Below are 24,270 nucleotides of genomic sequence, written 5' to 3' on the forward strand. Positions count from 1 at the left end.
GATCATACTGTGCCGCAATCTCAACCATCATCCAAGCCCACTCTCACTAACGCACAAGCATTTGCGCTAAAAAAACTGACCGTGATGGGTTATTTGGAAGGCACGTCTTTTTTGCTGCTACTGGGTATCGCCATGCCACTCAAATATATGCTGAATATGCCTGAAATGGTGGGCTACGTCGGGCCTGTGCATGGAGTGTTGTTCATCGCTTATATTGTGGTGCTCTTTATCACGGCACATAAAATCAAAATGCCGCTGTGGGCGCTCCCTGCTGGTGTGCTTGGCTCGTTTTTACCCTTTGGGCCGTTTGTGTTTGATCATGTGTTAAAGAAACGTTTGGGGGAGTAGTCTAGAAATTATTTTATTTACGGAAATTTATCCGTATGTGGTAATAGCAAGTTTGTAGACGTTGTGTGTAGTAAGCGATCAATGAGGTTGAGTAGTGACAGTATCGCTTCAAAATATTGAAGAATTCTTAGTAACAAAAAAAATTCAATGGTTTAGCGTTAAAAGCGAATAAGAGTAAGGTTATAAATATTTTTGGCGAGCCTATAGAATATGAGCCACAGAAAGGTAAAAATTACGAAATATACTCTTATGGTGTTTTACAATTTTATCTTCTAAACAGTGTAGTGATAGGTTTTACTTTTGACCATCAAAAGATTCATTACTACAGAGAGCCTTTTGAATATACGCCTATAGACCAAAAAATTATTTTCACATCTCTCAACATTCATAAAATTAATTATTCAGAAAGCTTATTATTAAGAAACTATAATGGAAGTACTGTTATAGTTAAGTCTAAATAAAAACGATACAGGATAATAAATTCATTTGATTAAACGCTATTTTTCTTGCTTGCTGTGACTATGTCTCCAGAGGCTGCGAAAAATAGCGTTTAATCTTATTGTATCGATTTTATAGTGAACCGACTATAGTACTGATAATGGTATCAGTCTGGGTTTGGTCGATAACAAACTGGTCGCCTTCGGATTACTATCATTAAGCGCATAATAAGGGTTATGAGTTAGTTAGTGATTTGATAATTCCTAGTAAAATAGGTATTGATCTTATTATTATCAAGGACTCTATCTTTGGTAAAGTCTAGGGTGTCTGAAACGGCTATACCGTGCCAAAGCGCTTGTGGAAAATCCTCAATAGATGCGTAGATTGTAGGTACAAGATAACGGTAATAATCGCCCATTTTGGTCGCACCCTCATAGCCTACTGGATAGTCATCACCTTCATTGTACCCGTCTACTGCAAAATATAAAAAGCAACCTTTATTTACCGATAAATTCGCATCACTGTAATTTTTTATTCGCTTAAGCTCAGCAGTTAATTCTTTAGTAATCTTATTGCGACTCATCATTTTGTTTTCGAAAAAGCAGTACAAGTCAATAATGTATCCATGCCATTTTCCAATTTTACCGACAGTGCTTATCGAAACTTTTTTGCGGTACCTATCCTTATTACTCCAATAAGAATATAGATCCACTATTAGCTCTCCCGCTTTATCCTGCGGATAGTTCGTATATGTTTTTGACTCCTCCCACATGTATTCATTTAAGTCATCTAACAATAGCTCAGCGTTAGGGATATTTAAAACTGACTGCGGTAGGTTACCCCAGCAGTTATTCACCAGAACGGCAATCCGTCCATTTTTATCCATGGCAAACCATGTATAGACGGTACCGAATGTTGGTGTCCAATCTTTATTAAGATTATTTGTCACATTATTGTCCTTTGAGTCACCGCTGTAGGATTTGTGCACTTACCTATTTTGATAAAAGCATAATTTATCTTTTAATAGTATCAATATTTTTTTAGCAGTTTGACTGAAAAACGTTTGTAATCCATAGCTGCAAACCTACCCTTTTCTCGCTACAATACCTGCCATAGCTTATTAACCTTTTACCTATCTATTATTTGAGAATCCCATGAGCCACTCTACAAACCACCGTCCCCCTGCCGACCTCCTCAAAAAAGCCAAACACTGGCGCGAAGATATACATTTTACGGATGACGTACTAGGTAAGCCGTTTGATTTTGCAACCACGTGGGGTATTTTTTCACCGCAAAAGCTCGATGATGGCAGTTTGATGCTGCTTGATTATGTAGATTTCCAAGAAGATGATGATTCAATCGACTTGGGCTGTGGCTATGGTGTGCTTGGCATGACGGCGGCGCGCGAATGTCCAAACGGTCAGCATACTTTGATTGATAAAGATTTTATGGCGGTAGAATATGCGCGCCGTAACTGCGAAAAAAATGGTCTAAAAAACGTCGATGTGCATTTATCCAATGGCTTTAATCATGTGGCAGCCGACAAAGACTTTAGCCTTGTGATGTCAAACTTGCCTGCCAAAGTCGGTAAAGAGCAGCATTATCTGTATTTCCTCGATGCTTATGCCCGCATGCGTCAAGGTGGGCGTTTTTATGTGGTGACGATCAATGGCTTACGTCAGTTTATGAAGCGCTCGTTTACCGAAGTGTTCGGTAATAGCGAAAAAATCAAGCAGGGCAAAACCTATACGATTACTATGGCGACCAAAGATTAGTCTTCAGCATCCAACCATAAAAGATCGTCATAAAAAAGCACGCTAAAATAGATCTAGCGTGCTTTTTGTTTTGTATGACCAACTGTCTTTCTACATCTGGCGTTTTATCAAATAACCACCCAATAGCGCACTACCGATAATCGGTAATAACACCATCAGCATGGGCGAAAATCCTGTAGCAAGCGATATAAATCCGACCAAGTCCTGAATATAGCTAAAGAGCAAGCCAAACAGCAAAGCCACCACGATACGCAAGCCCAAACTGTGCGTCCGTAGCGAGCCAAAGACGAATGAGCAAGCAACAATGACCAGTGACAATATTGATAAAGGTGATAATAGCTTTTGCCAAAACGCCACTTCATGATCCAAGGAGCGCTTGCCCTGCTCTTGCATAAACTGACGATGCTCGTATAGTTGCGTCAGAGACAAATCCTCTGCCTTGCGCGTCAGTAGATACACCGACTCTGGAGCGAATGGTAAGCTGAGCGTATCTGATGGTGAAACGGCTTGGCTACTCTCAAAGCCCTGATTAATGCTAAGCTCGACCATGTCGTTCAGCTGCCATTCGTAGCGATACTGCTCGCTTGGCTTGTCACTGGTCACATCGATAGGCTCACGCCCCGTATATTTTCCGCCATTAGCATGAACGGCCGTTTGCAGATTACCGTTGTTATCTAAATGCCAACGTTTTACCTCGCCGATATTACCGGCAACATCGGCATAATCGATATATAAAATATCACTGCCATCAGGTGTCGCGCTGCCATCTTGTGCATTTTCAAAGCGTGGCTGCACCGTCCAATAGCCGCGCACCGAAGTGACTAGCGATGTGTTGTCCTCATCGTTTATTTGCTTTGCCAATTGATTGGAATGCGGTAGCACGAACTGATTAATCGCCAATGCCAGTAGCACAAAAATGAAGGCAGGTTGTAACACCCAGCCGACGATACGATAGATGCTGACCCCAGCCGCACGCATGACGACCAGCTCACTTTTATTAGCAAGTAAGCCCAATCCTATGACGGCACCGAGTAGCGCACCCGTTGGGATGAATTGCTCTAAGAAGTAAGGCGAGCGATAAAAGATATACTTGAGTGCCTGCCCCATCGTATAACTGTCATCTAACGAATCGAGCTCTGATAAGTAAGAAAAGACCAGCTGTAACGCCCATAAACCAACGACGGCCGCGATAATAGCAAGTAAGGCGTTGAGTTTGACATAACGGCTGAGGACTTTTAAATTGGCAGGTTTTTTGGCCAGCTGACCAGCCCCTGCAGACTTAGCAAATAAAGAGCGCATTAAGACTGCCCTCCTTGTGAGCTATTGTGTTGATTGTCCAGACTGCTGATAGGCGCGGCGGCGGCTAATCTATTTTCTTGTTTACGAAAGCGCAGACGATGTTGCACACGGCTACCCCAATTCAAATAAAGCGCTAGTGCCATAAAGCCTAATACCAGCCATGCGTAAGCCCATACGCTAATACTGCCTTTGCTCACTGCGTTCTTAAGCGAGATGATGCCTAGCGCACAGCTGACAAATAATAAGATAGAGGGAAATAGACGCAACCAACGCCCTTGGCGTGGACGCACTTGCGCAAGCGGTACAGCCAGCATCGGTGCGATAATCATCAGCCACGGCAGTGCCAGACGGTAGCCAAGCTCACCTTGAGCAGCACGCAGCGCATTATTGGTGTCAGCTTGTGCATCACCTGTTGCCGCCTGCCATAAAGGTCCAATCGGTTGGGTCTCGATATTGTCTTCAGTGATGACCTCTTGTGAGGATTCGGTGAGGGTGATGCGATAACGGTCAAAGGCGACTTGATTGTATTTCAAGCTGCCTGCACCCACTTCGTAACGACGACCTTGAAACAAATCCAACTGGGTCACACCACTATTGCCCGTATTGACCTGTTCAGCACGCTTGGCGAGCGTGATGGTGTCTTTACTGATGTCTTTTGCATCTCTATTTATAATATCTTTTGGCATATCAGAGATGCCCATTTGATCAGCGGTTTCTTGATCAATCGTATTATTCATATCAGCGCTTTTGCCAGTATTGCCTTTTGGCGTCGGTTCAGATTGGATCAATATCACATCTTGTAGTTTTTTCTTATCATCGCTGAGACTACCCACGTATAGATGGTAGTTACCGCTGCTTATAAACTCATTCGGACGAATCAGATCAAACGCACTGGTCAATGCTTGCTGCTGCCACACCGCCTCGGATGAGCGTACGCCCCATGGTTTGCCTACAATAGATAGCGCCGCCTCACCGACAAACAACGCTAATATCAATGGTGTCATCAGGCGCGCCAGCCTACCGCGAGACACGCCGCTGGCATTGATGACAGCCATTTCTTGATCGACATATAAACGACCAAACACCAGCATCAACGCGATAAAAAAGGCTAGCGGTAATATCAATTCTAGAAAATACGGCAGGTTGTACCCGATGATCGTAAACAGCAGGCTAATATCCAAACGGCCTTCAGCAGCAATGCCAAAATAACGTATCAAACGACCGCCTAGCATCATTACTACCAAAAACCCCAGCACCAAAGCAGTGGTCAAGGCAACTTGTCGAGTCATATAGCGGCGTAATATCACAATGGGTACTCTTAAACAGTTGGTATGCGCATGATGGATTGGGGGGTCTATCGTCATATTTGAGCACAATAACAATGCATCATGGGCATCATATACGTTCAAATAATATTGACAATTACTGAGTGACTGATTAGTCCTACTCAACAAACACAAGCGACAAATATAACCGCTAATCCTAGCATGTTTTGCCTAAAAATGGCTGTGAAATGTGTTTGCAAACATTACGTACACCTTACTGATAGCGCATTACTATCGGTAGACGATAAACATATCAAATATCGGATAAATCGTTAATGAAATCTTATATGGAATTGGTTTAACAGGGTTTTCTCCAATACGTTTTTTATTTAGTTTGGAAAGGTTTGTTTGTCATTCGTATCATCGAATCTCTATCTCTGTTATTAATTGCTAAACTGACTGACGGATAAAACTATTTTTATGTCATCTAATGTGATGGAGAATACCAATGACTAATACCACATCTACGCCCGCAACCTTACTTGAACTTGCTGGTGGTGAGTTCGATACACTTGATTGGTCAAATTGCGCCCTCGTATTTATCGATTATCAAAACGAGTATGTCAATGGTGCCATGCCATTAGGTCAAGCAGGCGCTAAGGCCATCGACAACGCACGACTATTGCTGGATAAAGCCCGCAAGCAAGATGTCCCTATCTTTCACATCACCCATCACGGTGCAGAAAATGGCAATGTCTTTGATCCTTTATCATCTAACGTCGAGATCGTCGAAGAGCTACAGCCGCATGATGGTGAAACCGTGATTGTCAAAAACCATCCCAATGCGTTTTATGATACGCAGCTACAATCACTACTCTCGTCTGCAAACAAACAACAAATTATTTTTGCAGGTTTTATGAGCCACATGTGCGTAAGTTCCAGTGTGAGAGCTGCCTTTGATCTGGGTTTTGACAATTTTGTCTGTCACGACGCCTGTGCCACTCGCGATCTCCCAAGTGCTACTAGAAAAACCATCAGTGCTGAGGTCATGCATGACACCGCGATGGCAGCGCTACAAGACAGGTTTAGTGCGTTAGTAACGACTGATGAGTTGGTGAAAGGTTAGCGTGAATCCCTAACCACTGATCAAGTAAAACGGTTCCGACATTTTACCTAAACGGTGCAAACTGCGCACCATCATCGCAATATGCTACACTATCGTGATTGCTCTACAAGCCAAATAATCCAATAATCTAACAGGCACCAGCAATTGCATCATTTTCATAACTCTAATAAGGATAACTATATGAATATCAAATTATCTCAGCACCTGCCAAAGACGCATACGCAAAAAATCCTCAAAAAAGAAGCCAAAAGTAAAGACGACGCTTGTCTGGTGGTCTTGGTCGATGATAAGAAAAACATCCTTGCCAACTCCATGCTGACAGACTATACCGCTCGTATTGAGCAATTGATTGAAGTCTCTCATTTTAAGGGCACAGCCTGTGAGACCGTTGCTGATTATGCATTGGCAGGGGATAAAAAAACCACCAAACAAAACCCTGTACAGCTATTGTTGGTTGGTGTTGGTAACACGGACAAATTCAGCAATACCGTACTGCAAAAAATTGCCAAGACCATCTATAGCAGCACGCAAAAGCGTGTATCGTCTATTACCGTTGCCTTAGGTGATGCGCTAGAAGAAAGCCATTTTGGTCAATTTGCCCTAAACCTATTGGCAGCCAGCTATCGCTTTGACAAATATAAATCTGAGCAAGCAACGCCTGTATTGACTGATGTTTATCTGTTAGCTGATAACTCACTACAGCCTGCACTCGCATTTGCTGAGGCAGTATTCGCCGGTCAAAGCCTCACTCGTGACGTCGCCAATGAGCCAGGTAATATTTGTTTCCCTGCATATATGGCAGAGCAAGCACAAGAACTTGCAAAAACCTATCCTGACCTATTGACTGTCAAGGTACTCGGTGAAGACGAGATGTCAGCGCTGGGTATGAACTGTTTCTTATCAGTGGCTCAAGGTTCTACCAAAGAAGGTCAGCTTGTCATCATGGAGTACCGCGGTAAATCCTCATTTAGTGCAAACGCTGGCACCACCGAGCAAACGATTAGCAACGCAAAAGTGACTGGTCTAAAAAAAGCGCTCACTGATAAACTACCAACCAAAAAATCCGCTAAGAAAGCCGGCAAAGCTAGCGACAATAATGCACAAGCTACAAATGATGATGCGCCTATCGTCTTGGTCGGTAAAGGCGTGACCTTTGATTCAGGCGGTATCTCAATCAAGCCAGGCGCGGCAATGGATGAGATGAAGTTTGACATGGGTGGTTCAGCCTCAGTACTTGGTACTATCAAAGCTTTATGTGAAGCACGTCTACCAATCAACGTGGTCGGTGCGCTCGCCTGTGCTGAGAACATGCCATCAGGTGATGCCACGCGCCCAGGCGATATTGTCAAAGCCATGAATGGTAAATCTGTTGAAATTCTGAACACCGATGCCGAAGGTCGCTTGGTACTGGCTGATACTTTATGCTATGTACAGCGCTATAATCCAAAAGCCATCATCGATGTCGCCACATTGACGGGTGCTTGCGTGGTTGCATTGGGCCATGTGCGTTCGGCAGTCTTTAGTAATGATGAAGATGTGTTATTTGATCTCGAGAATGCGAGCAACTTATCAGGTGATCTTATCTGGCACATGCCACTTGATGATGAGTATCAAGCACTGATTGACTCGCCAATTGCTGATATCCAAAACATCGGTGGTAAAGGTGCGGGCGCAGTGACTGCCGCTTGCTTCTTGTCTCGCTTCATTGAAGAAGGTCAGGCATGGGCGCATTTAGACATTGCTGGTACCGCATGGAACTCAGGTAAAGACAAAGCTGCAACTGGTCGTCCAGTACCGCTATTTATGCAGTACCTGAAAAACAGCGCGGATATGGCTTAATCGATCAATGGCAGTGCATTAACGACCGTCTATTGATAAATGCTATTTTATCAAATACTTTATGAAAACCATTCTATGAAGATCAGTTTTTATGTATTAAGTGAGAGTAAAGCCCAAGATTTCTTGGGCTTTATTTGTCAGTTGACTCAAACAGCGCTGAACAAAAGCACGCAGTCTTTGTTGATTTTGATCGAAGATGAAACGTTGCTAGCAGAGCTAGATAGAGCACTTTGGGCACAAGATGCCACGAGCTTTATACCGCATCAATGCCTGTCGGATATTCATTCTAAAGCCGCTGACTCTGACGCCGACAAATCTTTAGCGCCCGTATTGCTCGGCAGTTATATGCCAGCAGACTTTAATGGTATCGTGCTCAATACAACGACACGTCCGGTGACTGGCTTTATGGCTACGACCAATAATGCCAAGCCCTCTCGCGTCCTTGAGCTGATCCGACCTGATGCTACCAGTACCCAAGAAGGTCGCCACAAATATAAAGCCTATCAGCAATTAGGCTATGAGTTGACCCACTTTAGGGTATAGCGCTGCCGTTTATTTCTCTCTTTACCTTGTCACTACTTTTAACACGCCCTAGGCATTTTTGCTAATTTGCCTTCGTCTATACTTGCTCCACATTTGAGCACACTCGTTATATTTTACCTGTTACTTTTCACTTTATACGTCGCCTCCACTGCTATAGTCGAACCACTATTAAAGCGTTACAGCGTTAGACTCGTTTAGCCTACTACTGTAGTACTTGCACTCGTCTGCCTTGTACCACTTTTAATATTGATTGACTATATGAGCGGTATGCGAATATGTCAAAAAATGCTACCATCCCTCGATAAATTTTTGCTCAAACAATTCATTTACTTTTGACAGATGTCGAGGATGTACAAATGCGTTCATTGATTGCGGTGTATCAGCGTATCGGGCTGGTGCCGCTCATTATTATTGGTTTGGTGTTGGGGGTGCTGATCGGTTGGCTAGCACCAAGTATCGGTATCGCCATAGGGCTACTTGGTACATTGTTTGTTGGTGCACTAAAAGCCGTAGCGCCTATACTGGTGTTCATTTTGGTCATGGCGGCGATTAGCCAACATCGCAGTGGCAATGAAGTCTATGTCAAGCCTGTGCTCATCATGTATATGTTTGGCACTTTTTTGGCTGCCTTAACTGCCGTTGGTGCCAGCTTTTTGTTCCCCACTGATCTGGTATTGGTCAACGCCGATATCGCGCAAGTTCCCCCCGCCGACCTAAAAGAAGTATTGACCAACCTATTGATGAATTTGGTTGCCAATCCGGTCAATGCCATCGCTGAGGCCAATTATATCGGTATCTTGGCATGGGCCATCATCATTGGTTTTGCGCTACGCCAAGCCAGCGACACAGCCCGCAATGTCGTTGGTGACTTTGCTGATGCTATCTCACAAGTGGTCAAGTGGATTATTGCCCTAGCGCCTTTTGGTATTTTGGGTCTGGTTGCCAGTACGGTCGCTGAGACAGGCTTTGCCTCGCTAGCAGGCTATGCCCGTATTTTGATGGTACTGATCAGCTGTATGCTGTTTATCGCTTTGGTCGCAAACCCTATTATCGTGTTTGTTAAGACGGGCAAAAACCCTTATCCACTTGTGTTCAGATGTCTACGCGAATCAGGAATTACAGCCTTCTTTACGCGCAGTTCGGCTGCCAATATTCCTGTGAATATGAACCTAGCGCGTAAGCTTGGATTGCACGAAGATACTTACTCAGTGACCATCCCGCTAGGGGCAACTATCAACATGGCGGGTGCGGCGATTACCATCAACGTGTTAACCCTTGCTGCCGCTCACACCTTGGGCATTGAGGTGTCTTTTGCTTCAGCGCTTCTATTGAGTTTGGTGGCGACGATTAGTGCTTGCGGTGCTTCTGGTGTTGCTGGTGGTTCGTTGCTGCTCATTCCTTTGGCAGCGAGCTTATTTAGCATACCGAACGACATCGCCATGCAAGTGGTTGCCATTGGTTTTATCATCGGTGTGATTCAAGACTCGGCAGAGACGGCTCTGAACTCGTCAACTGATGTATTATTTACCGCAGCAGCTGATCCTACTTATTCACGTTAATTTTTAGCAAAGCATTTTCTGTCGATAAAAAAAGGCCTAATAAAGGCCTTTTTTTGTGCGGTATTTTTAGGTCTTAACTACTTTATACTGTCGATCTCAACCTCTATGATAGGCGTTTGGCGCTCAGACTGACGTTTGAATTGACGCAGCTGCTCAACCTCATCTAACAGCTCAAGTATCAAGCCAATGGCAGGCACGCTGGCATCAAAATCACGGCTGAGTCGTGAGGCACGGCGCACGGTGGTCAGCTGATAGCCAGTGAATTGCTCACGTTCTGGCACATCGTATTCAATAATACTTTCTTCAATCAATTCGATGACCCATTGGCGCTCTTGGCCACAAGCAGAGACAAGCTCATCTAAGCTCATAATGATATCGGTAAATTCAGGCGAGTGTTTCATAGCTATTATCCTCGTTTTCTCTTTATTTCATCCTTGGTGCATTCATCTTGATGACTCACTATTGACTATCATGATGAATGTCGACCATCAAGCGCATGGATTAACGGTTGATAGTGGTGTCGGCAAAGGCTTGCTTGAGCTGCTCATAAGCCTGTCTTGCCGCATCGCTACTGACATCAGGGTTAATGATATTTAAGGTCAAGTATAAATCGCCCGCTTGCTTGGCAGGGATACCTTTGCCCTTTAGACGCAGATTGCTACCTGATTTACTGTTTTTGGGTATGGTCACTCCAAGCGTACCTGCTGGCGTGCTGACATTAATTTTTTCACCCAATGCGGCTTCCCATGGTGCGATATTGACAGTCTGGTAAACGTCTGCACCTTCGATACGGATATTGTCATCATGGCGGATTTTTACTTTTAAGAACAAATCACCATTTTTGCCGTTGCTACTGCCAGCAGCACCTTGCCCGCTCAAGCGAATTTGCTTGCCATCAGTAATGCCTTTTGGAATTTTAATTTTGAGCGTTTTGTTGTCGTAGCTCACCTCGCCATTAGGCTGACGCACAGGAACGTTTAACTTGATGCTATAGTTGTCCCCTTGATAAACCGAAGACAGATCGACCGTAATCTCGGCATGCTGGTCCTGACCTTTACTATCTTGCGTCCCAAAACCGCCACCGAAAGGGTCAAACCCTTGGCTTTGAGAGCGACCACTGGATGAACCACGCGCCCCGCGACCAAACGCTGAAAAAATATCATCGAAACGAAAGCCGCCATCGCCAAATGCTTCGCCATCGCCGAACTGGCCTTTGATATCCTCCCAGCGAAAACCGCCTTGCGACGCTCCCGCCTGACCGCCAAAACCACCAAACCCGCCTGCACCACCTTGTCCAGCGAACGGGTTGTCCAACATCGCATCGTATTCGGCACGTTTGTCTTTATCTCTAATGGTTTCATAAGCGTTATTAATCTCAGCAATCTTACTATCCGCGTCTGGATCATCACTGACATCAGGATGGAATTGACGCACAAGCTTACGGTATTTTTTTTTGATCTCGGCGTCTGTGGCGTCTTTCTTGACCCCTAAAATGTCATAGTAATTTTTTTCTGCCATGTTATTTTCCTCAACATAAAAACATATCAGTCATACCGAAATGCCGACTGTAGAATGGATCATATCGATCAATATTAGTGTTCGGTATAGTCATTTTTTATAGTCCATACTTTATGATAGCAATAATCAAAATAAACACCGTTATAAAAATATTACCAGTAATCTTACCCATTCATTGCAGCATTTCTGTCATCACTGATGACCAATACTCACCACAAAAAAAAAGAGCAAACAGTGACTGTTTGCTCTTTTTTTAACGGCTCTAAGATACAGCGCTCAACATCGATCAATTAATGGTCAAAATAAATGATGTGAGGTATTGATAGCGTTTCTTATCGACAGAAAACTTTAGCCGTACGAGGGGTATAAATGCCAAAAGTGACCAAACCTAGTGCGATGTCTTTGGCTTCTTGTACTGTTTGAACTTTGGCAACATTTTGTGCGCCGCCGCATACTTCAGCAGCGTTTACAGTCTGTTCTTGCCCAATACCACCAATAAAGAAGGTCTGTGACTTAGTATATTCTGGAGTGGTATTTTGAGTTGGTTGAATAAGACCTGTTTGGGTTGCACAACCTGATACCAATAATACTGAACCCATCACTGCCATTGTTAGTAGTTTTTTCATATTCATTATTCCTTACTTGCAGTAAACACGGACTTGGCGTGGGGTATAGATACCTGAAGATATAAAACCTAGCGCAATATTGATAAAGTTGCTTTGCGTTTGGATACTAGCCACATTCTCTTTGCCTTGGCAAACTTCGGCCGCATCAATGTCTTGCTCTTGACCCAAACCGCTGACAAAGAAAGTCTGCATTTTATCAGCATCAGCCTTTGTAGCGGCTGTCGGTGCAGTCGATGAAGACACAAGATAGTTTTGCGTCGCACATCCTGGTGTCAAAACAGCGAGCAATGCCACAGCAACAATTTTTTTCATACGTGACTCCATTAGTTAATATTTGTTGGGTCGAAAACTCTAATCTTAAAGTCTCATTTATGCAACTGTTTTGTAAGAAAACTTATAGAAATATATCTCTATAGTAAATATTGCTCTAGATGACTTCCTAGAATGCTTTATATCACTGACTTTTATTGATGTAACGAAAATTGAAAAATATAAGATAAAGCTCTGCACACGACAAAAAAACAAAAAAGTCTGTTAAAGCAAAGGCATAATAGTAATTTTTAAGACGAATAGACCATGCCAAACTTTAACAGACTTAGTGAGACTTTAACCCAAAACCTGAGCATGAACAAGGCAAGAATCAATTGTTTGAGCCTAATGATAATAGCCCTGATTACTGCTCAAAGCAGTAATCTTAAAAAAACAGCAAGACACCTTCCTAAGGGTGGCAAGACCGACAGTCACTATCGCAGACTACAGCGATTTTTTGCCGAAGCGAGGATAGACTACGATCAACTGGCTTTAATGATATATCGACTATTTGGGCTAGGCGAAGTCACCTTAACCATTGACCGCACCAACTGGAAATGGGGTAAAAGTAACCTCAACATCTTTATGTTAGGGGTGGTATATAAAGGGATAGCCATCCCCTTATACTGGCAAATGCTAGATAAGCGAGGTAATACAAACCATCTTGAACGCTGTGAACTTATTGAGCGGTTTATCAAACAATTTGGCAAAGATAACCTTGAGATGATAGTAGCAGACAGAGAGTTTGTTGGCGAAAAATGGTTTAACTGGCTCACCAATAATCACATACCCTTTGCCATACGGATTAAGAAGAACAGTAAAGTTAAGAATCATCATGGCAAGTTGGTACAGATTAAAGAGTTATTGCGCCATGTTAGCCATCAAGAAACATATCGACATGGGCGAATACTGACTGTCGATGGTTGTTTGGTTCGAGTATTTGCCAAGCGTGATAAAGACTATGGTTTAGTGATTGTCGCAACCAATCAACTAGAAACAGTGGATGCGATGACAAGCTATGCTAAGCGTTGGGAGATTGAGACTTTATTTGCTTGTCTAAAGGGCCGTGGCTTTAATCTTGAAGATACCCACTTAACCCATCTTGATCGGGTCAGTAAATTAGTCGCAGTGAACGCCTTAGCATTTTGTTGGGCTTATCATGTCGGTATTTATAAAGACAAAGATAAGCCGTTAAAGCGCAAGTTAAAGTCAAACGCTCGACCTCAAGCCAGTTTGTTTGCGCTTGGCCTGGATGTGTTGATTGAGGGCCTTCACTTGGTGTTCTTTAACAATGATAAGACTGTATTTCGACAGTTAGTTAGCTTTTTAACCCCTAAACCTATGAAAATCGGGTGGGGATGATTTTTTTGTCGTGTGCAGAGAAGATAAAGACAAAAATAAAGCCGCCTAATGATTACTAAAAGTGATGAGACCGTCTTTTTTACTCAATGATTGTTGTTTATATTTACTGAAATATTCCAACCGCTGTTTTTTAACAGCCATGAACCACCATGTTTTTCTTAACGACTTGCCATACGATATGACCAATTTTCTCAAACAGTCTAAAGCAATCAATAATTTTGTTTTTTTTACAGTTTAGTAATAAAGTAGAAAGTTTTTATTACAATAAAACAGACTGTTTTCGGTAGGCTTTTCGCGGTCAAAACTTACTATATCGATAGTATTCGTATTTATATATCACTTATTTGCATTTTGTTATTTACTTTCTGGTCTCTTGTCGACTTCTTAGTAAGAATTATTCTCTATAAGCCTATGCTCGGTACTCATTCTTCCATTATTTTTAGTCAAAAATGATATTTTTCCCTTAAAAAACAAGCATTTGACCTCGTGAGTTTTTTACACGGCTGTAATAGTTTGACAATCTATATCTTGTAAAATCCCCTCCTTATTCATACTCATAGGGGTATGACAACATAGGCAAGCATCGCTGTCTATTTCATAAATTGCTTATAGGTCATGAATGTCATATTTAATTAAGTCTTTGGTTGTCACGTTATCACTATTACTGAGTACCACAGTTTTTGCGGCCAATACCAGTTATTACGGCAGCAAGTTTCATGGTAAACGCACTGCAAGTGGTAGTATCTTTAACATGAACTCACTAACCGCTGCCCATCGCACGTTACCGTTTGGCACAAAAGTTCAAGTGACCAACCAAAAAACAAAAAAAAGTGTCGTGGTCAAAATCACAGACCGAGGCCCCTATATTCGAGGCCGTATTCTTGATTTATCGAAAGCTGCTGCTAGTCAAATCGATTGCCAGCTTTGTACGACCACAATGAAAGTACTGTCCTACGGTGATGGTAAATACCGTAAAGAATAATGTTGCAAAAAACGATGTAAAAAAAGGGAGGGCTGATGCCCTCCCTTTTTTATGTTTGATTACTTACGACGAAAATCGCTTAACAGCCAAATCTCATATAACTTGCTACTAAAATTCCGCTTCCATTTCTTCTAGCGTCGTCATCGATAGCAGCAATTTTTCTTCGTTATCGCTGTGCTGCTGCTGTAGCGCGGTTTGCTCATTCAATAAGACCAGTAAGTCCGCCTTACGGCTTTCTTCGTACAACTTGGTATCAGCCAGCTTTTCCTCAAGCGTTGCAAGCTGCCCTTCAATCTTGGCAAGTGCTTTTTCTGTCTCTTCAATCTCACGGCGGATAGGTGCAGTGCGCTTACGCTGTTCAGCGGCTAATTTGCGTTGTTCTTCTTTACTAAGCGCTGGGGTCGCAGTGTTACTTTTTGATGAATTATCAGGTGCTGTATTGCTCACTTGATTGGTCACTTGGCTATTGCCTGTTTCACGTGAAACCAATTTTTTGCTCTCTTTCTTGCTTTTCTTCTTACTGCTACTTTTGTCTGATGCGTTTTCTTGCTTACGCTTTTCTGCCAGCCATTTGCCGTAGTCACTGATGTCACCGTCAAACTCATCGATTTGACCATCATGTACCAGATACAGTTCATCACAGACATTGGCAATTAGCTCACGATCATGCGACACCAATACCACCGCGCCCTGAAACCCTTGCAAGGCGATCGTCAATGCTTGGCGCATTTGTAAGTCCAAATGGTTGGTTGGCTCATCGAGGACAAGGACGTTGGGACGTTGCCAGACGATCAACGCTAAGGTCAAGCGTGCACGCTCACCACCAGAAAACAGCTCACTTGGCGTATCGATACGATCACCACGAAAATCAAAGCTGCCCAAAAATGAGCGTAACACGGCATCAGAGGTCTTGCCTGCTAGGCGGCGCAGCATTTCTATCGGCGTGGCTTTGGCATCCAAGATATCCATTTGATGCTGATTAAAGTAGCCAAGCTTAAGGGTGTCTGACACGCGGTAAGTACCTGACAAAATTTTCAGCTCACCGACCAATGCCTTAATAAGTGTGGATTTACCTGCGCCATTCATGCCCAATAGGCCAATACGCGTATCCGGCGTCACTTGCACATTGGCATCACGCAGTAGCGGCGTCTCGCTGTAGCCAATATCTGCATGGGTCAGCTCAATCAGCGGTGAGCTCATGTTTGCCGGTTCATAAAAGCGAAAAGAGAATGGGTTATCAGCCATCATTGGTGAGAGCTCCGACATGCGCTCTAGCTGTTTGATACGGCTTTGGGCTTGCTTGGCTTTACTGGCTTTGGCACGGAAACGACGAATGAAATCATCCAGATGTGCCTTGGTCGCTTCTTGCTTCTCAAACGCTTGCTGCTGCTGCGCCATGCGCTCGTGACGGGTGCGAATGAACTGTTGATAATTACCCGTATAAAGGGTTATTTTTTGTTGTTCGACGTGCAAGATATGACCGACGGTAGCATCCAAAAACGCTTGGTCATGCGAGATGACGATGACCAGTCCAGTATAAGCATTGATCCAAGTCTCAAGCCAGAGAATGGCGTCTAAGTCTAAATGGTTAGTCGGCTCATCGAGTAGCATCAGATCAGCGCGGCTCATCAAAGTTTTGGCGAGGTTTAAGCGCATGCGCCAGCCACCTGAAAACCCTGAGACAGGCAGCTCGTGCTGGCTGGTGTTAAACCCAAGGCCTGCCATGATTTGTGCCGCTTTGGTTGGCGTACGGTAGCCATCGATTTCATCGAACTGCTGATGCAAGACGCCAATTTGCTCATCACTGACGCTACTTAAGTCATTGAGCGCTGCATTGATCTCATACCACTGCTCATCACCGCTCAACACGTAATCAATTGCCGTCTGATCACTGGCTCCGACTTCCTGCGCCATATGCGCGACATGCCAGCTATCAGGAATACTGACCTCACCTTTATCGAGCGTGACCTCGGTATCGCCCTTGCCCATTTGCGTCAACAATAAGGCAAATAAAGTCGATTTGCCGGTGCCGTTGTTGCCTGTTAAGCCAACTTTGTGACCTGGATGTAGCTGAAAGCTTGCACCTGCAAACAATTCACGACCATCACGGCGAACACCAACGTCTTTAAATTCGATCATATAATTTCTTCATCTCAGCAATAATATAAATATAGGGCAATAAGAAACACACATAGGGTATGCCAACTGGCGGCTATTATTTCAAACGCTTGCCGCATAGGCAAACTATTAAATAACTATTTCAAAACGAAGTGTTTTAAAATTAAGTATTTATGCCAATGACCCTAGATTATATAATCCTTGTCAGCCTATCGATACGAATGACTATAATAAGGCCTTTGGCAGCCATATACTCTCGCACACATAATGAGTATAACCTTGATAGCTATAAAAGTTTTGATTCATCAGTTTTGGTAAGGACGATGACTCTTGACAAGCGAATCGCTACCCCCATTATGATATACTGCTAAAGATAAGTGCTTATCATCAATAAAGTGCTTTGGTGGCACAAACACCGTATTGATATTGCACAAACAGCTTATAATGCACCAATAGCTTTGCCATAACGACAGCACCCAATTAAATCAAACGCCGTGCGTATCTTTATTTGCAATCATTTTGTTGCAAACCCAAACAGGACGACGACCGCATTTGATCCTAGCAACTGAGGTAGATATGAACGAATCAGCCAACCAATTTAATCCAAGCTCAAATCAGCCAGTAGATCCTACGGTATTAAGCCTAACCGACAGTGCGGCACAAAAAGTACGCCGTCTGCGCGAAGAAGAAGGTGATAGTGAACTTATGCTACGCGTCTATGTGACGGGCGGCGGCTGTTCAGGTTTTTCTTATGGCTTTAACTTTGCCAACGACTTAAATGAAGACGATGCCAATTTTGATAATGGTGATGTGACCTTGGTTGTTGACTCGCTAAGCTATCAATATTTGCAAGGCTCTACCGTTGACTACACTGAAGGGTTAGAAGGCGCACGTTTTGTCGTGACCAACCCCAATGCCACCACCACTTGCGGCTGTGGCTCGTCATTTTCTATTTAAACTGACGACAACGCCATGACTGTATGGATGATGCCATGGTGCGTTGGCACTGTGTTTGATTGCTTATAGCATGACTGTCAAAGCATCTATCTCTTGGGTAGATGCTTTTTTGCCAATATTGATGAATCCGCAAAGTATCCGTGCTGACCAATTTCATCAAAAATACTGAGAAAAATCTAGCCCAAACGTCCTGCTCAAAGCTTATCGTATTTGTAATTGTTCGTGGTTTTCAATACGGCTTTGAGCTAAACTGACGGAATTATTGACCGAACATTTACCTCTTTTATGGACAAACGCCCATCGTGCTTTGATCCGCCATAATGAATAACAATAGATGACTATTATGAGTAATTTTGCGAGTAGCTTTGTTAATTTTGACATTCCCAATTGGTTTGACAGCCAGCATTTAACGGGTATGCTCCGCGGTATCGAAAAAGAAGGGCTGCGCGTGAGGCCTGATGGTTTTTTGGCACAGACGCCGCATCCAGCCAAACTCGGATCAAAATTGACCCATCCTTTTATTACTACCGATTATTCAGAAAGCCTACTTGAGCTTATCACCGAACCAAAAGCTTCGCCAAAAGAGACACTCAATATGCTGCGTCAATTGCATGTCTTGGTGTATCAAGGCATGCCGGAAGGCGAGCTGATGTGGCCACTATCTATGCCTTGTATGTTGTCTTCTAAAGATGAAGATATTCCACTGGCTGATTATGGTAGCTCTAATACAGGTAAGCTAAAAACCCTTTATCGCAGTGGTCTTGGTATCCGTTATGGTCGCCGTATGCAGACCATCGCAGGGTTACATTACAATCTATCTTTTGGTGACACGCTCTTTGAAACGTGGCAAGCGCAAACCCCAACGGCACAAGAGCAGACGCTAACAGAATTCAAAAACGAAAAATACCTAGGGCTTATTCGCAACTTTAAGCGACTGACCAGCATTGTGTTGTATTTATTGGGTGCAAGTCCAAGCGTATGTCCTTGTTTTGTTGCTGGGCGTGAGCATGATCTAGAGCGTCTAAATGACTCAACCTACTATAAACCGACTGCCACCAGCCTGCGTATGGGCAAACTTGGCTATACCAATAGCGTGCAAGAGCAGCTAGATATTCGTTATAACTATTTGCCAGAGTATGTCGCTGGACTACGCCGCGCGATCCAAACACCGCATGAGAGCTTTGCCAAGCTTGGTCTGGAAGATGAAGATGGCAACCCAATTCAGATCAATAATCATATCCTTCAGATAGAAAATGAATACTATAGCCCTATCCGTCCTAAGCAAATTGCGATGAGTGGTGAGACACCAACCGAAGCGCTTGAGCGTCGCGGTATTGCTTATGTTGAGTTTCGTGCTATTGATCTCGATCCTTATAGCGATGTTGGTATTCGTCTCTCTAGTGCTTGCTTTTTAGAAGTGATGGCGCTCTACTGTCTATTCAGCGATTCACCTGATTTGCTGCCTGAAGAAGAAGAAGCACTCGCTATTAATCTAGAGCGTGTGGTCAACGAAGGTCGCCGTGAAGGTTTACACATCATCAATAACGGTCAAGAGCAATCGCTTGAGGGCTGGATGCTGATGCATCTGGAGCGTATGCAGCCACTTGCTGCATTGCTGGACGCTCATTATGGTGGCAATGACTACCGTGCTGCAGTGGCATTGATGCAAGGCAAAGCCGGACATTCTGAGTCGACGATCTCCGCCCAAGTAAACTCTGATAGCAAACGCTTAGGTAGTCTATGGCAGCTTGGTTTTACATTAGCGCAGCAGCATCGCGAGTCATTATTGCAGCAGACTCTCAGTCCAAACACCCAAGCGAAATACGAAGTATTGGCAGAAAAGTCTATCTTGCAGCAGGCTGAGATTGAGAAGTCTGAGACAGAAGACTTTATGGACTTTTTACAGCAGTATCGCTAAACCTGATTGCCTCCTAACCTCTGTATAGATGAAACCATAAGAGTAACGCACCATGCGACAGCTGACCACTTACCGTAACTTACAAATATTTTTAGTATTGATGGCCATAATAGGCATGAGCTTTGCGCTGTTTTATTTACAGCGCCATCTAGGGCTTTCGCCTTGCCCGCTCTGTATTTTTCAGCGTATTGGTCTAATAGTCATGGGCGGTTTTGCGCTGATATCAGCATTGTTTAATCCAAAATCCAAAGTGGTGAAGTTGCTATTATGGCTTGGTAGTTTGGCAGGTATTGGCTGGTCTACTGCTGTGGCTATACGCCATGTTTGGCTACAGCACCTACCTGCCGATCAAGTACCGTCATGCGGCCCAGGCTTGGACTATTGGCTAGATACCTTGCCTATGTTGCAAGTGCTCAAAGAAGTATTTGCAGGTTCTGGTGAGTGTGCTTCTATCGATTGGACGTTTGTCGGACTTAGTATCCCTGAGCTGTCGTTGATCCTATTTAGCGTACTTCTTGTGGCGCATGGGGTGATACTGTGGCGTATCGTGCGACCTATCACCAACCAGTCTATCGCTCGATAGTTCATTAAAATCACTTTATATTTTACCGTTATCACTTCTTTCTAAACAGACATTCATACTCTGCTATGCAATGTCTGCTTTATTATCTGCGACTGTTAAACCTCTTTTATTACCTATGTTAGACAAACTGATAGAGCCTACTTTGCTATACCAAGCATATTGAACACAACAAAAAGTCCACAGATATATCTGTAACCCTTTGATACCTTTAGACAGCCTGTTTTTTCAGTGGGTAGTTTTAGTGAGAAGTTATGAGAGCGCCGTCGCTTTTGAGCGATAAATTGTCTACATTTCAAAGATCAGCTACGCTCTCAAATTCCAATATCTATATTATCGCAACGTTTATACGACCCCTTGTCTCTCTTTTTTGGCAACAAGATTATCTTGATAACGGTTGCCAGTGGCATAGGTGATTTTTAAAAACGCTATTCAAAAACTGTTTTTGGTATGACCATGATATATCTTGCACCTATTTGCTCTACCACATCTACTGTCATTAGACGCTGGGGACCGTCCTTATTAGCGGTACCACTCTGTGTGCTATTGATAGGTTGTGATAGTGCCTCCTCGAATTCTGATCAAGACATGAGGACTAAAGCTTCATTTGTCGACGCATCAGCAGAGTCTGCTCCGCAGAGCACATCAGAAGAGATAGAAAGCAACAGTATGTCTGAGTCAAATCCTGATGACAGTTTGAATGAATCTACAGAAGGGCAATCACTTATTGCTGCTGCTCAGTCCAGTAATGAGGGGCATATGCACCCTTCTACTATACACTCAGAATCGAACAGTAGTGCGCTACAAGCCACGCTAATGGGTGATTATGGTGGTATGGTACCTTGTGAAGACTGCGATAGTATCGATGTCACTTTGAACCTATTTTCTGATGGCTCTGTACTAAAATCCAGCACCCATCACGATGCTGAACAACAGCGCGCACCGTTACTTAAGTCTGGCGTCTATCGTCAAGATAAAGACAAAATTACCATTGTATATGAAGACAAACATATTGAGTCTTATTATATTCAAGACAATCATCTGATTTTGATAGATGAGCAAAAAAACCTAAATAATGACTATACGTTGTCACGTAAATAGACAGCAAGTGCTTGGTATGCTGCCAAATAAGACAGCATTTATCAGCTAGATAACGCCTACTTGTTAGGCGTTTTTTGTTGGTCATCGACCAGCGTTTACTTTACAATGATCGCTTGTCTGCCAGACTACTGCCATGGCAATGACTGATTAAAACGTTAGTCACGATTGATAACAGCTCAGCACTCAAAACTTTATTTTTACTCTCTCTATTTCTCTTATTCAAGCTCTTACGGAACGTCTATGCATATTCATATTCTTGGTATTTGTGGTACTTTTATGGGCTCGCTGGCATTATTAGCGCGTGAACTTGGGCATACCGTTACTGGCTCAGATACCAACGTATATCCTCCTATGTCTACCCAACTTGAAAATGCGGGCGTCACTATTGAAGAAGGCTATCTCGTAAAGCATTTGCAACCAGCGCCAGACTTGGTCGTTGTTGGTAATGCGATGAAGCGTGGCATGGATGTGATTGAATATATGCTAGATACGGGTCTGCGCTACACGTCAGGTCCGCAGTTTTTGTCAGAGCAAGTGCTGCAATCGCGCCACGTGATAGCGGTTGCTGGTACTCATGGTAAGACCACAACGACAACCATGCTTGCTTGGATATTGCATTACGCTGGTATCGATACAGGGTTTTTAATTGGCGGTGTGCCACTGGTCAATACCACTGATGAGCACTTACAGCAGGTATTTGCACACAGCAGCTATCTAGGGGCAGAAAAAACTGACGATGATACGACAGTCCCTTCTGGTTATTTTGTCATTGAAGCTGATGAGTACGATTCTGCGTTTTTTGATAAACGTTCAAAATTCGTTCATTATCGTCCGCGCACCGCTATCTTGAACAACCTAGAATTTGATCACGCCGATATTTTTGCTGACTTGAATGCGATCCAAACGCAGTTTCATCATATGGTACGTATGATTCCAAGTACCGGAAAAATTATCATGCCTGCAGCAACTATTAGCTTAGAAGATACGTTAGCAAAAGGCGTTTGGACCCCTATCTGGCGTACTGCTGTCATCGATACGACCGCATCTAATACCAGTAAAAACGACCGTACGCTTAAAAACAATAGCGACTGGCAAGCGGAACTCATTCGCGAAGATGGCAGTCAATTTCAAGTCAGTTTTGCTGCTGATAAAGAAGTAGCTGTCATCGACTGGGGCATGAGTGGTATTCATAACGTCAATAATGCCTTGGTTGCCGTCGCGGCCGCTTATGATGTCGGTGTCAGCATCTCTACCGCTTGCGCCGCATTATCGGCTTTTGCTGGTATCAAACGGCGGATGGAGTTGATCGGTGATGTAAACGATGTCTTAGTCTTTGATGACTTTGCCCATCACCCTACTGCGATTACCACAACATTAGACGGTGCCAAAAAGAAACTGGCTGGCAGACGTATTTGGGCGATTATTGAGCCGCGCAGTAATACCATGAAAATGGGTATTCACCAAGACAGCTTGGCTGAGTCAGCTGCCCTCGCTGACTATACATTGTGGTATGAGCCAGCGGGACTGGAATGGGGTTTGAGAGAAGTCATCGAACAAGCCACGGCTACAAGTGACTCCATCATTAACCAGCACGTAATGTCTAGTGTCGATACTATTATTGAACATATCAGTAGTCATGCTCAAGCAGGTGATGCAATAGTCGTGATGTCCAACGGTGGTTTTGAGGGGATTCATCAGCGTCTATTAGCGGCATTGCGTGATAAATAAACGATTGATTTAACCCTAAACCCTAAACCCTAAACCCTAAACCCTAAACCCTAAACCCTAAAATTAGTATCTAAAAAATTAGTATTAAACAAAAGCGTGGCTGTCTCATAGACGGGCTACGCTTTTTTTATTTAATTCCCTATCCTTATCAAATTCTTCTGTCGTGGCTAAATGATTGATACGCCATTCTGTTAGCACCATGGCTACCTTTGTAACCTTCCGTTTACCTATTGCACCTACGTAATAGCAAATCTGACTTTTTCCTCACATAGGCCCTACACAGGTAACATTTTTTGCTTACTCTTGCGTTTGAGGAATCTTTACAATGGAGTTATTAAATTAGCAACATATTATAAATATTCATAATTTAGGAGAATAACATGAGCTTTATTTGGATGATTATCGTCGGTTTGGTTGCAGGTTTATTGGCACGTGCTATTAAGCCAGGTAGTGACCCTATGGGCTGGATCATGACGATCGTATTGGGTATCGTCGGTGCCATGTTAGGTGGCTTCTTAGCGAGCTTAATTGGTATCAACGCAGATGGCGGTTTTACTGGTCTTATCTTCTCAGTTATCGGTGCGATCATTTTGCTATTTTTGTATGAAATGATTGTAAACAAACGCCGTGCATAATTACCGACTAGATAGAATATCTACAAAAAAGCCTTGCGTTAATGAACTGACCCCCGAAACTTGGACGGTTTAGTTTATACCAAGGACTGAGTTCTGTACTGCACAGGGCTCAGTCCTTTTAGTTTGAGTTGAATACGCTCATTATTGTAATAATGCATATACTCATGAATCTGTTGTTCTAACTGCTCAATCGATTTTGGTTTCTCAATATAAATCGTCTCGCACTTCAGCGTACCAAAGAACC

At 43.4% G+C, this 24,270-nt stretch carries 23 protein-coding genes; 14 read left to right on the forward strand and 9 right to left on the reverse strand.

Features of this window, described 5'->3' with window-relative positions; genetic code table 11:
* Positions 1-9 precede the first annotated feature (9 nt).
* Positions 10-348, forward strand: a complete 339-nt coding sequence (locus HL061_RS08180; protein WP_071002616.1) for a DUF3817 domain-containing protein — start codon at positions 10-12, stop codon at positions 346-348.
* Positions 349-1,027: 679 nt separating this feature from the next.
* Here HL061_RS08180 and HL061_RS08185 read toward each other — a convergent pair.
* Entirely contained in the window at positions 1,028-1,735 is a 708-nt protein-coding gene (locus tag HL061_RS08185; protein WP_227517129.1) for a hypothetical protein, read from the reverse strand.
* A 205-nt stretch (positions 1,736-1,940) separates the two neighbouring features.
* Between HL061_RS08185 and HL061_RS08190 the strand changes: the two genes are divergently transcribed.
* Positions 1,941-2,561 carry a methyltransferase gene (locus HL061_RS08190; RefSeq protein ID WP_071002617.1) on the forward strand — a complete coding sequence of 207 codons (621 nt, stop codon included), beginning with the start codon at positions 1,941-1,943 and terminating at the stop codon, positions 2,559-2,561.
* Between the two features lie 90 nt (positions 2,562-2,651).
* Here the strand turns inward: HL061_RS08190 and lptG are convergent, their stop codons facing one another.
* Positions 2,652-3,860, reverse strand: coding sequence for an LPS export ABC transporter permease LptG (lptG, locus tag HL061_RS08195; protein WP_071002618.1), 1,209 nt, complete (start codon positions 3,858-3,860; stop codon positions 2,652-2,654).
* Complete coding sequence (gene lptF, locus HL061_RS08200; RefSeq protein ID WP_071003725.1) at positions 3,860-5,149, reverse strand: LPS export ABC transporter permease LptF; 1,290 nt, start codon at positions 5,147-5,149, stop codon at positions 3,860-3,862. The genes lptG and lptF overlap by 1 nt, the downstream gene beginning before the upstream one ends.
* Before the next feature lie 484 nt (positions 5,150-5,633).
* On the opposite strand from lptF, the gene HL061_RS08205 reads away from it, so the two are divergent.
* The 4 genes from HL061_RS08205 to sstT all read left to right on the forward strand — a co-directional run bounded on the left by HL061_RS08205 (position 5,634) and on the right by sstT (position 10,192).
* On the forward strand, positions 5,634-6,251 hold the full coding sequence (locus HL061_RS08205) for a cysteine hydrolase family protein (RefSeq protein WP_071002619.1): 618 nt from the start codon (positions 5,634-5,636) through the stop codon (positions 6,249-6,251).
* Between the two features lie 180 nt (positions 6,252-6,431).
* Positions 6,432-8,090 carry a leucyl aminopeptidase gene (locus HL061_RS08210; RefSeq protein WP_071002620.1) on the forward strand — a complete coding sequence of 553 codons (1,659 nt, stop codon included), beginning with the start codon at positions 6,432-6,434 and terminating at the stop codon, positions 8,088-8,090.
* A 75-nt stretch (positions 8,091-8,165) separates the two neighbouring features.
* Entirely contained in the window at positions 8,166-8,633 is a 468-nt protein-coding gene (locus HL061_RS08215) for a DNA polymerase III subunit chi (protein WP_058025860.1), read from the forward strand.
* A 356-nt stretch (positions 8,634-8,989) separates the two neighbouring features.
* Entirely contained in the window at positions 8,990-10,192 is a 1,203-nt protein-coding gene (sstT, locus tag HL061_RS08220; protein ID WP_071002622.1) for a serine/threonine transporter SstT, read from the forward strand.
* 77 nt (positions 10,193-10,269) lie between these two features.
* On the opposite strand, the gene HL061_RS08225 is transcribed toward sstT, so the two are convergent.
* From HL061_RS08225 to HL061_RS08240, 4 genes are all read right to left on the reverse strand, one after another.
* Positions 10,270-10,593, reverse strand: a complete 324-nt coding sequence (locus HL061_RS08225) for a chaperone modulator CbpM (protein ID WP_071002623.1) — start codon at positions 10,591-10,593, stop codon at positions 10,270-10,272.
* A gap of 100 nt (positions 10,594-10,693) precedes the next feature.
* Positions 10,694-11,710: a DnaJ C-terminal domain-containing protein gene (locus tag HL061_RS08230; protein ID WP_071002624.1), complete on the reverse strand. Its 1,017-nt coding sequence runs from the start codon at positions 11,708-11,710 to the stop codon at positions 10,694-10,696.
* Between the two features lie 332 nt (positions 11,711-12,042).
* Positions 12,043-12,336: a Bor family protein gene (locus HL061_RS08235; RefSeq protein ID WP_071002625.1), complete on the reverse strand. Its 294-nt coding sequence runs from the start codon at positions 12,334-12,336 to the stop codon at positions 12,043-12,045.
* 12 nt (positions 12,337-12,348) lie between these two features.
* Positions 12,349-12,648 carry a Bor family protein gene (locus HL061_RS08240; protein ID WP_071002626.1) on the reverse strand — a complete coding sequence of 100 codons (300 nt, stop codon included), beginning with the start codon at positions 12,646-12,648 and terminating at the stop codon, positions 12,349-12,351.
* A gap of 264 nt (positions 12,649-12,912) precedes the next feature.
* Here HL061_RS08240 and HL061_RS08245 point away from each other — a divergent pair, with 264 nt between their 5' ends.
* Positions 12,913-14,007: an IS4 family transposase gene (locus HL061_RS08245; protein WP_071001282.1), complete on the forward strand. Its 1,095-nt coding sequence runs from the start codon at positions 12,913-12,915 to the stop codon at positions 14,005-14,007.
* Positions 14,008-14,626: 619 nt separating this feature from the next.
* Positions 14,627-14,989: a septal ring lytic transglycosylase RlpA family protein gene (locus HL061_RS08250; protein WP_058024720.1), complete on the forward strand. Its 363-nt coding sequence runs from the start codon at positions 14,627-14,629 to the stop codon at positions 14,987-14,989.
* Positions 14,990-15,097: 108 nt separating this feature from the next.
* Here the strand turns inward: HL061_RS08250 and HL061_RS08255 are convergent, their stop codons facing one another.
* Positions 15,098-17,128 carry an ATP-binding cassette domain-containing protein gene (locus tag HL061_RS08255; RefSeq protein WP_252962709.1) on the reverse strand — a complete coding sequence of 677 codons (2,031 nt, stop codon included), beginning with the start codon at positions 17,126-17,128 and terminating at the stop codon, positions 15,098-15,100.
* A gap of 555 nt (positions 17,129-17,683) precedes the next feature.
* On the opposite strand from HL061_RS08255, the gene erpA reads away from it, so the two are divergent.
* The 6 genes from erpA to HL061_RS08285 all read left to right on the forward strand — a co-directional run bounded on the left by erpA (position 17,684) and on the right by HL061_RS08285 (position 24,026).
* Complete coding sequence (gene erpA / locus HL061_RS08260; protein WP_058024722.1) at positions 17,684-18,064, forward strand: iron-sulfur cluster insertion protein ErpA; 381 nt, start codon at positions 17,684-17,686, stop codon at positions 18,062-18,064.
* A 343-nt stretch (positions 18,065-18,407) separates the two neighbouring features.
* A complete protein-coding gene (gshA, locus tag HL061_RS08265; RefSeq protein ID WP_083328986.1) occupies positions 18,408-19,982 on the forward strand; it encodes a glutamate--cysteine ligase in 1,575 nt (524 codons plus the stop codon).
* A 52-nt stretch (positions 19,983-20,034) separates the two neighbouring features.
* Positions 20,035-20,565 (forward strand): disulfide bond formation protein B, encoded by a 531-nt coding sequence (locus HL061_RS08270; RefSeq protein WP_071002630.1) that lies wholly within the window; start codon positions 20,035-20,037, stop codon positions 20,563-20,565.
* Positions 20,566-21,150: 585 nt separating this feature from the next.
* Positions 21,151-21,663, forward strand: a complete 513-nt coding sequence (locus HL061_RS08275; RefSeq protein ID WP_227517130.1) for a copper resistance protein NlpE N-terminal domain-containing protein — start codon at positions 21,151-21,153, stop codon at positions 21,661-21,663.
* A 240-nt stretch (positions 21,664-21,903) separates the two neighbouring features.
* Positions 21,904-23,391 (forward strand): UDP-N-acetylmuramate:L-alanyl-gamma-D-glutamyl-meso-diaminopimelate ligase, encoded by a 1,488-nt coding sequence (mpl, locus tag HL061_RS08280; RefSeq protein WP_071002632.1) that lies wholly within the window; start codon positions 21,904-21,906, stop codon positions 23,389-23,391.
* Positions 23,392-23,771: 380 nt separating this feature from the next.
* Positions 23,772-24,026 (forward strand): GlsB/YeaQ/YmgE family stress response membrane protein, encoded by a 255-nt coding sequence (locus HL061_RS08285; protein WP_058024727.1) that lies wholly within the window; start codon positions 23,772-23,774, stop codon positions 24,024-24,026.
* 74 nt (positions 24,027-24,100) lie between these two features.
* Here the strand turns inward: HL061_RS08285 and HL061_RS08290 are convergent.
* Positions 24,101-24,270: IS3 family transposase (locus HL061_RS08290; RefSeq protein ID WP_252962712.1), on the reverse strand; the 170-nt coding region annotated here is incomplete at its 5' end.

Origin of the sequence: Psychrobacter sp. PSP, assembly GCF_024085615.1 — a bacterium.
Classification (GTDB): domain Bacteria; phylum Pseudomonadota; class Gammaproteobacteria; order Pseudomonadales; family Moraxellaceae; genus Psychrobacter; species Psychrobacter pacificensis.

Excerpts from the sequence above, each read along its gene's own strand:
- HL061_RS08190 (WP_071002617.1), top strand. The coding sequence starts at position 1,941 with ATGAGCCACTCTACAAACCACCGTCCCCCTGCCGACCTCCTCAAAAAA.
- lptG (WP_071002618.1), bottom strand. The coding sequence starts at position 3,860 with ATGCGCTCTTTATTTGCTAAGTCTGCAGGGGCTGGTCAGCTGGCCAAA.
- lptF (WP_071003725.1), bottom strand. The coding sequence starts at position 5,149 with ATGACTCGACAAGTTGCCTTGACCACTGCTTTGGTGCTGGGGTTTTTG.
- HL061_RS08205 (WP_071002619.1), top strand. The coding sequence starts at position 5,634 with ATGACTAATACCACATCTACGCCCGCAACCTTACTTGAACTTGCTGGT.
- HL061_RS08210 (WP_071002620.1), top strand. The coding sequence starts at position 6,432 with ATGAATATCAAATTATCTCAGCACCTGCCAAAGACGCATACGCAAAAA.
- HL061_RS08215 (WP_058025860.1), top strand. The coding sequence starts at position 8,166 with ATGAAGATCAGTTTTTATGTATTAAGTGAGAGTAAAGCCCAAGATTTC.
- sstT (WP_071002622.1), top strand. The coding sequence starts at position 8,990 with ATGCGTTCATTGATTGCGGTGTATCAGCGTATCGGGCTGGTGCCGCTC.
- HL061_RS08225 (WP_071002623.1), bottom strand. The coding sequence starts at position 10,593 with ATGAAACACTCGCCTGAATTTACCGATATCATTATGAGCTTAGATGAG.
- HL061_RS08230 (WP_071002624.1), bottom strand. The coding sequence starts at position 11,710 with ATGGCAGAAAAAAATTACTATGACATTTTAGGGGTCAAGAAAGACGCC.
- HL061_RS08235 (WP_071002625.1), bottom strand. The coding sequence starts at position 12,336 with ATGAAAAAACTACTAACAATGGCAGTGATGGGTTCAGTATTATTGGTA.
- HL061_RS08240 (WP_071002626.1), bottom strand. The coding sequence starts at position 12,648 with ATGAAAAAAATTGTTGCTGTGGCATTGCTCGCTGTTTTGACACCAGGA.
- HL061_RS08245 (WP_071001282.1), top strand. The coding sequence starts at position 12,913 with ATGCCAAACTTTAACAGACTTAGTGAGACTTTAACCCAAAACCTGAGC.
- HL061_RS08250 (WP_058024720.1), top strand. The coding sequence starts at position 14,627 with ATGTCATATTTAATTAAGTCTTTGGTTGTCACGTTATCACTATTACTG.
- HL061_RS08255 (WP_252962709.1), bottom strand. The coding sequence starts at position 17,128 with ATGATCGAATTTAAAGACGTTGGTGTTCGCCGTGATGGTCGTGAATTG.
- erpA (WP_058024722.1), top strand. The coding sequence starts at position 17,684 with ATGAACGAATCAGCCAACCAATTTAATCCAAGCTCAAATCAGCCAGTA.
- gshA (WP_083328986.1), top strand. The coding sequence starts at position 18,408 with ATGAGTAATTTTGCGAGTAGCTTTGTTAATTTTGACATTCCCAATTGG.
- HL061_RS08270 (WP_071002630.1), top strand. The coding sequence starts at position 20,035 with ATGCGACAGCTGACCACTTACCGTAACTTACAAATATTTTTAGTATTG.
- HL061_RS08275 (WP_227517130.1), top strand. The coding sequence starts at position 21,151 with ATGAGGACTAAAGCTTCATTTGTCGACGCATCAGCAGAGTCTGCTCCG.
- mpl (WP_071002632.1), top strand. The coding sequence starts at position 21,904 with ATGCATATTCATATTCTTGGTATTTGTGGTACTTTTATGGGCTCGCTG.
- HL061_RS08285 (WP_058024727.1), top strand. The coding sequence starts at position 23,772 with ATGAGCTTTATTTGGATGATTATCGTCGGTTTGGTTGCAGGTTTATTG.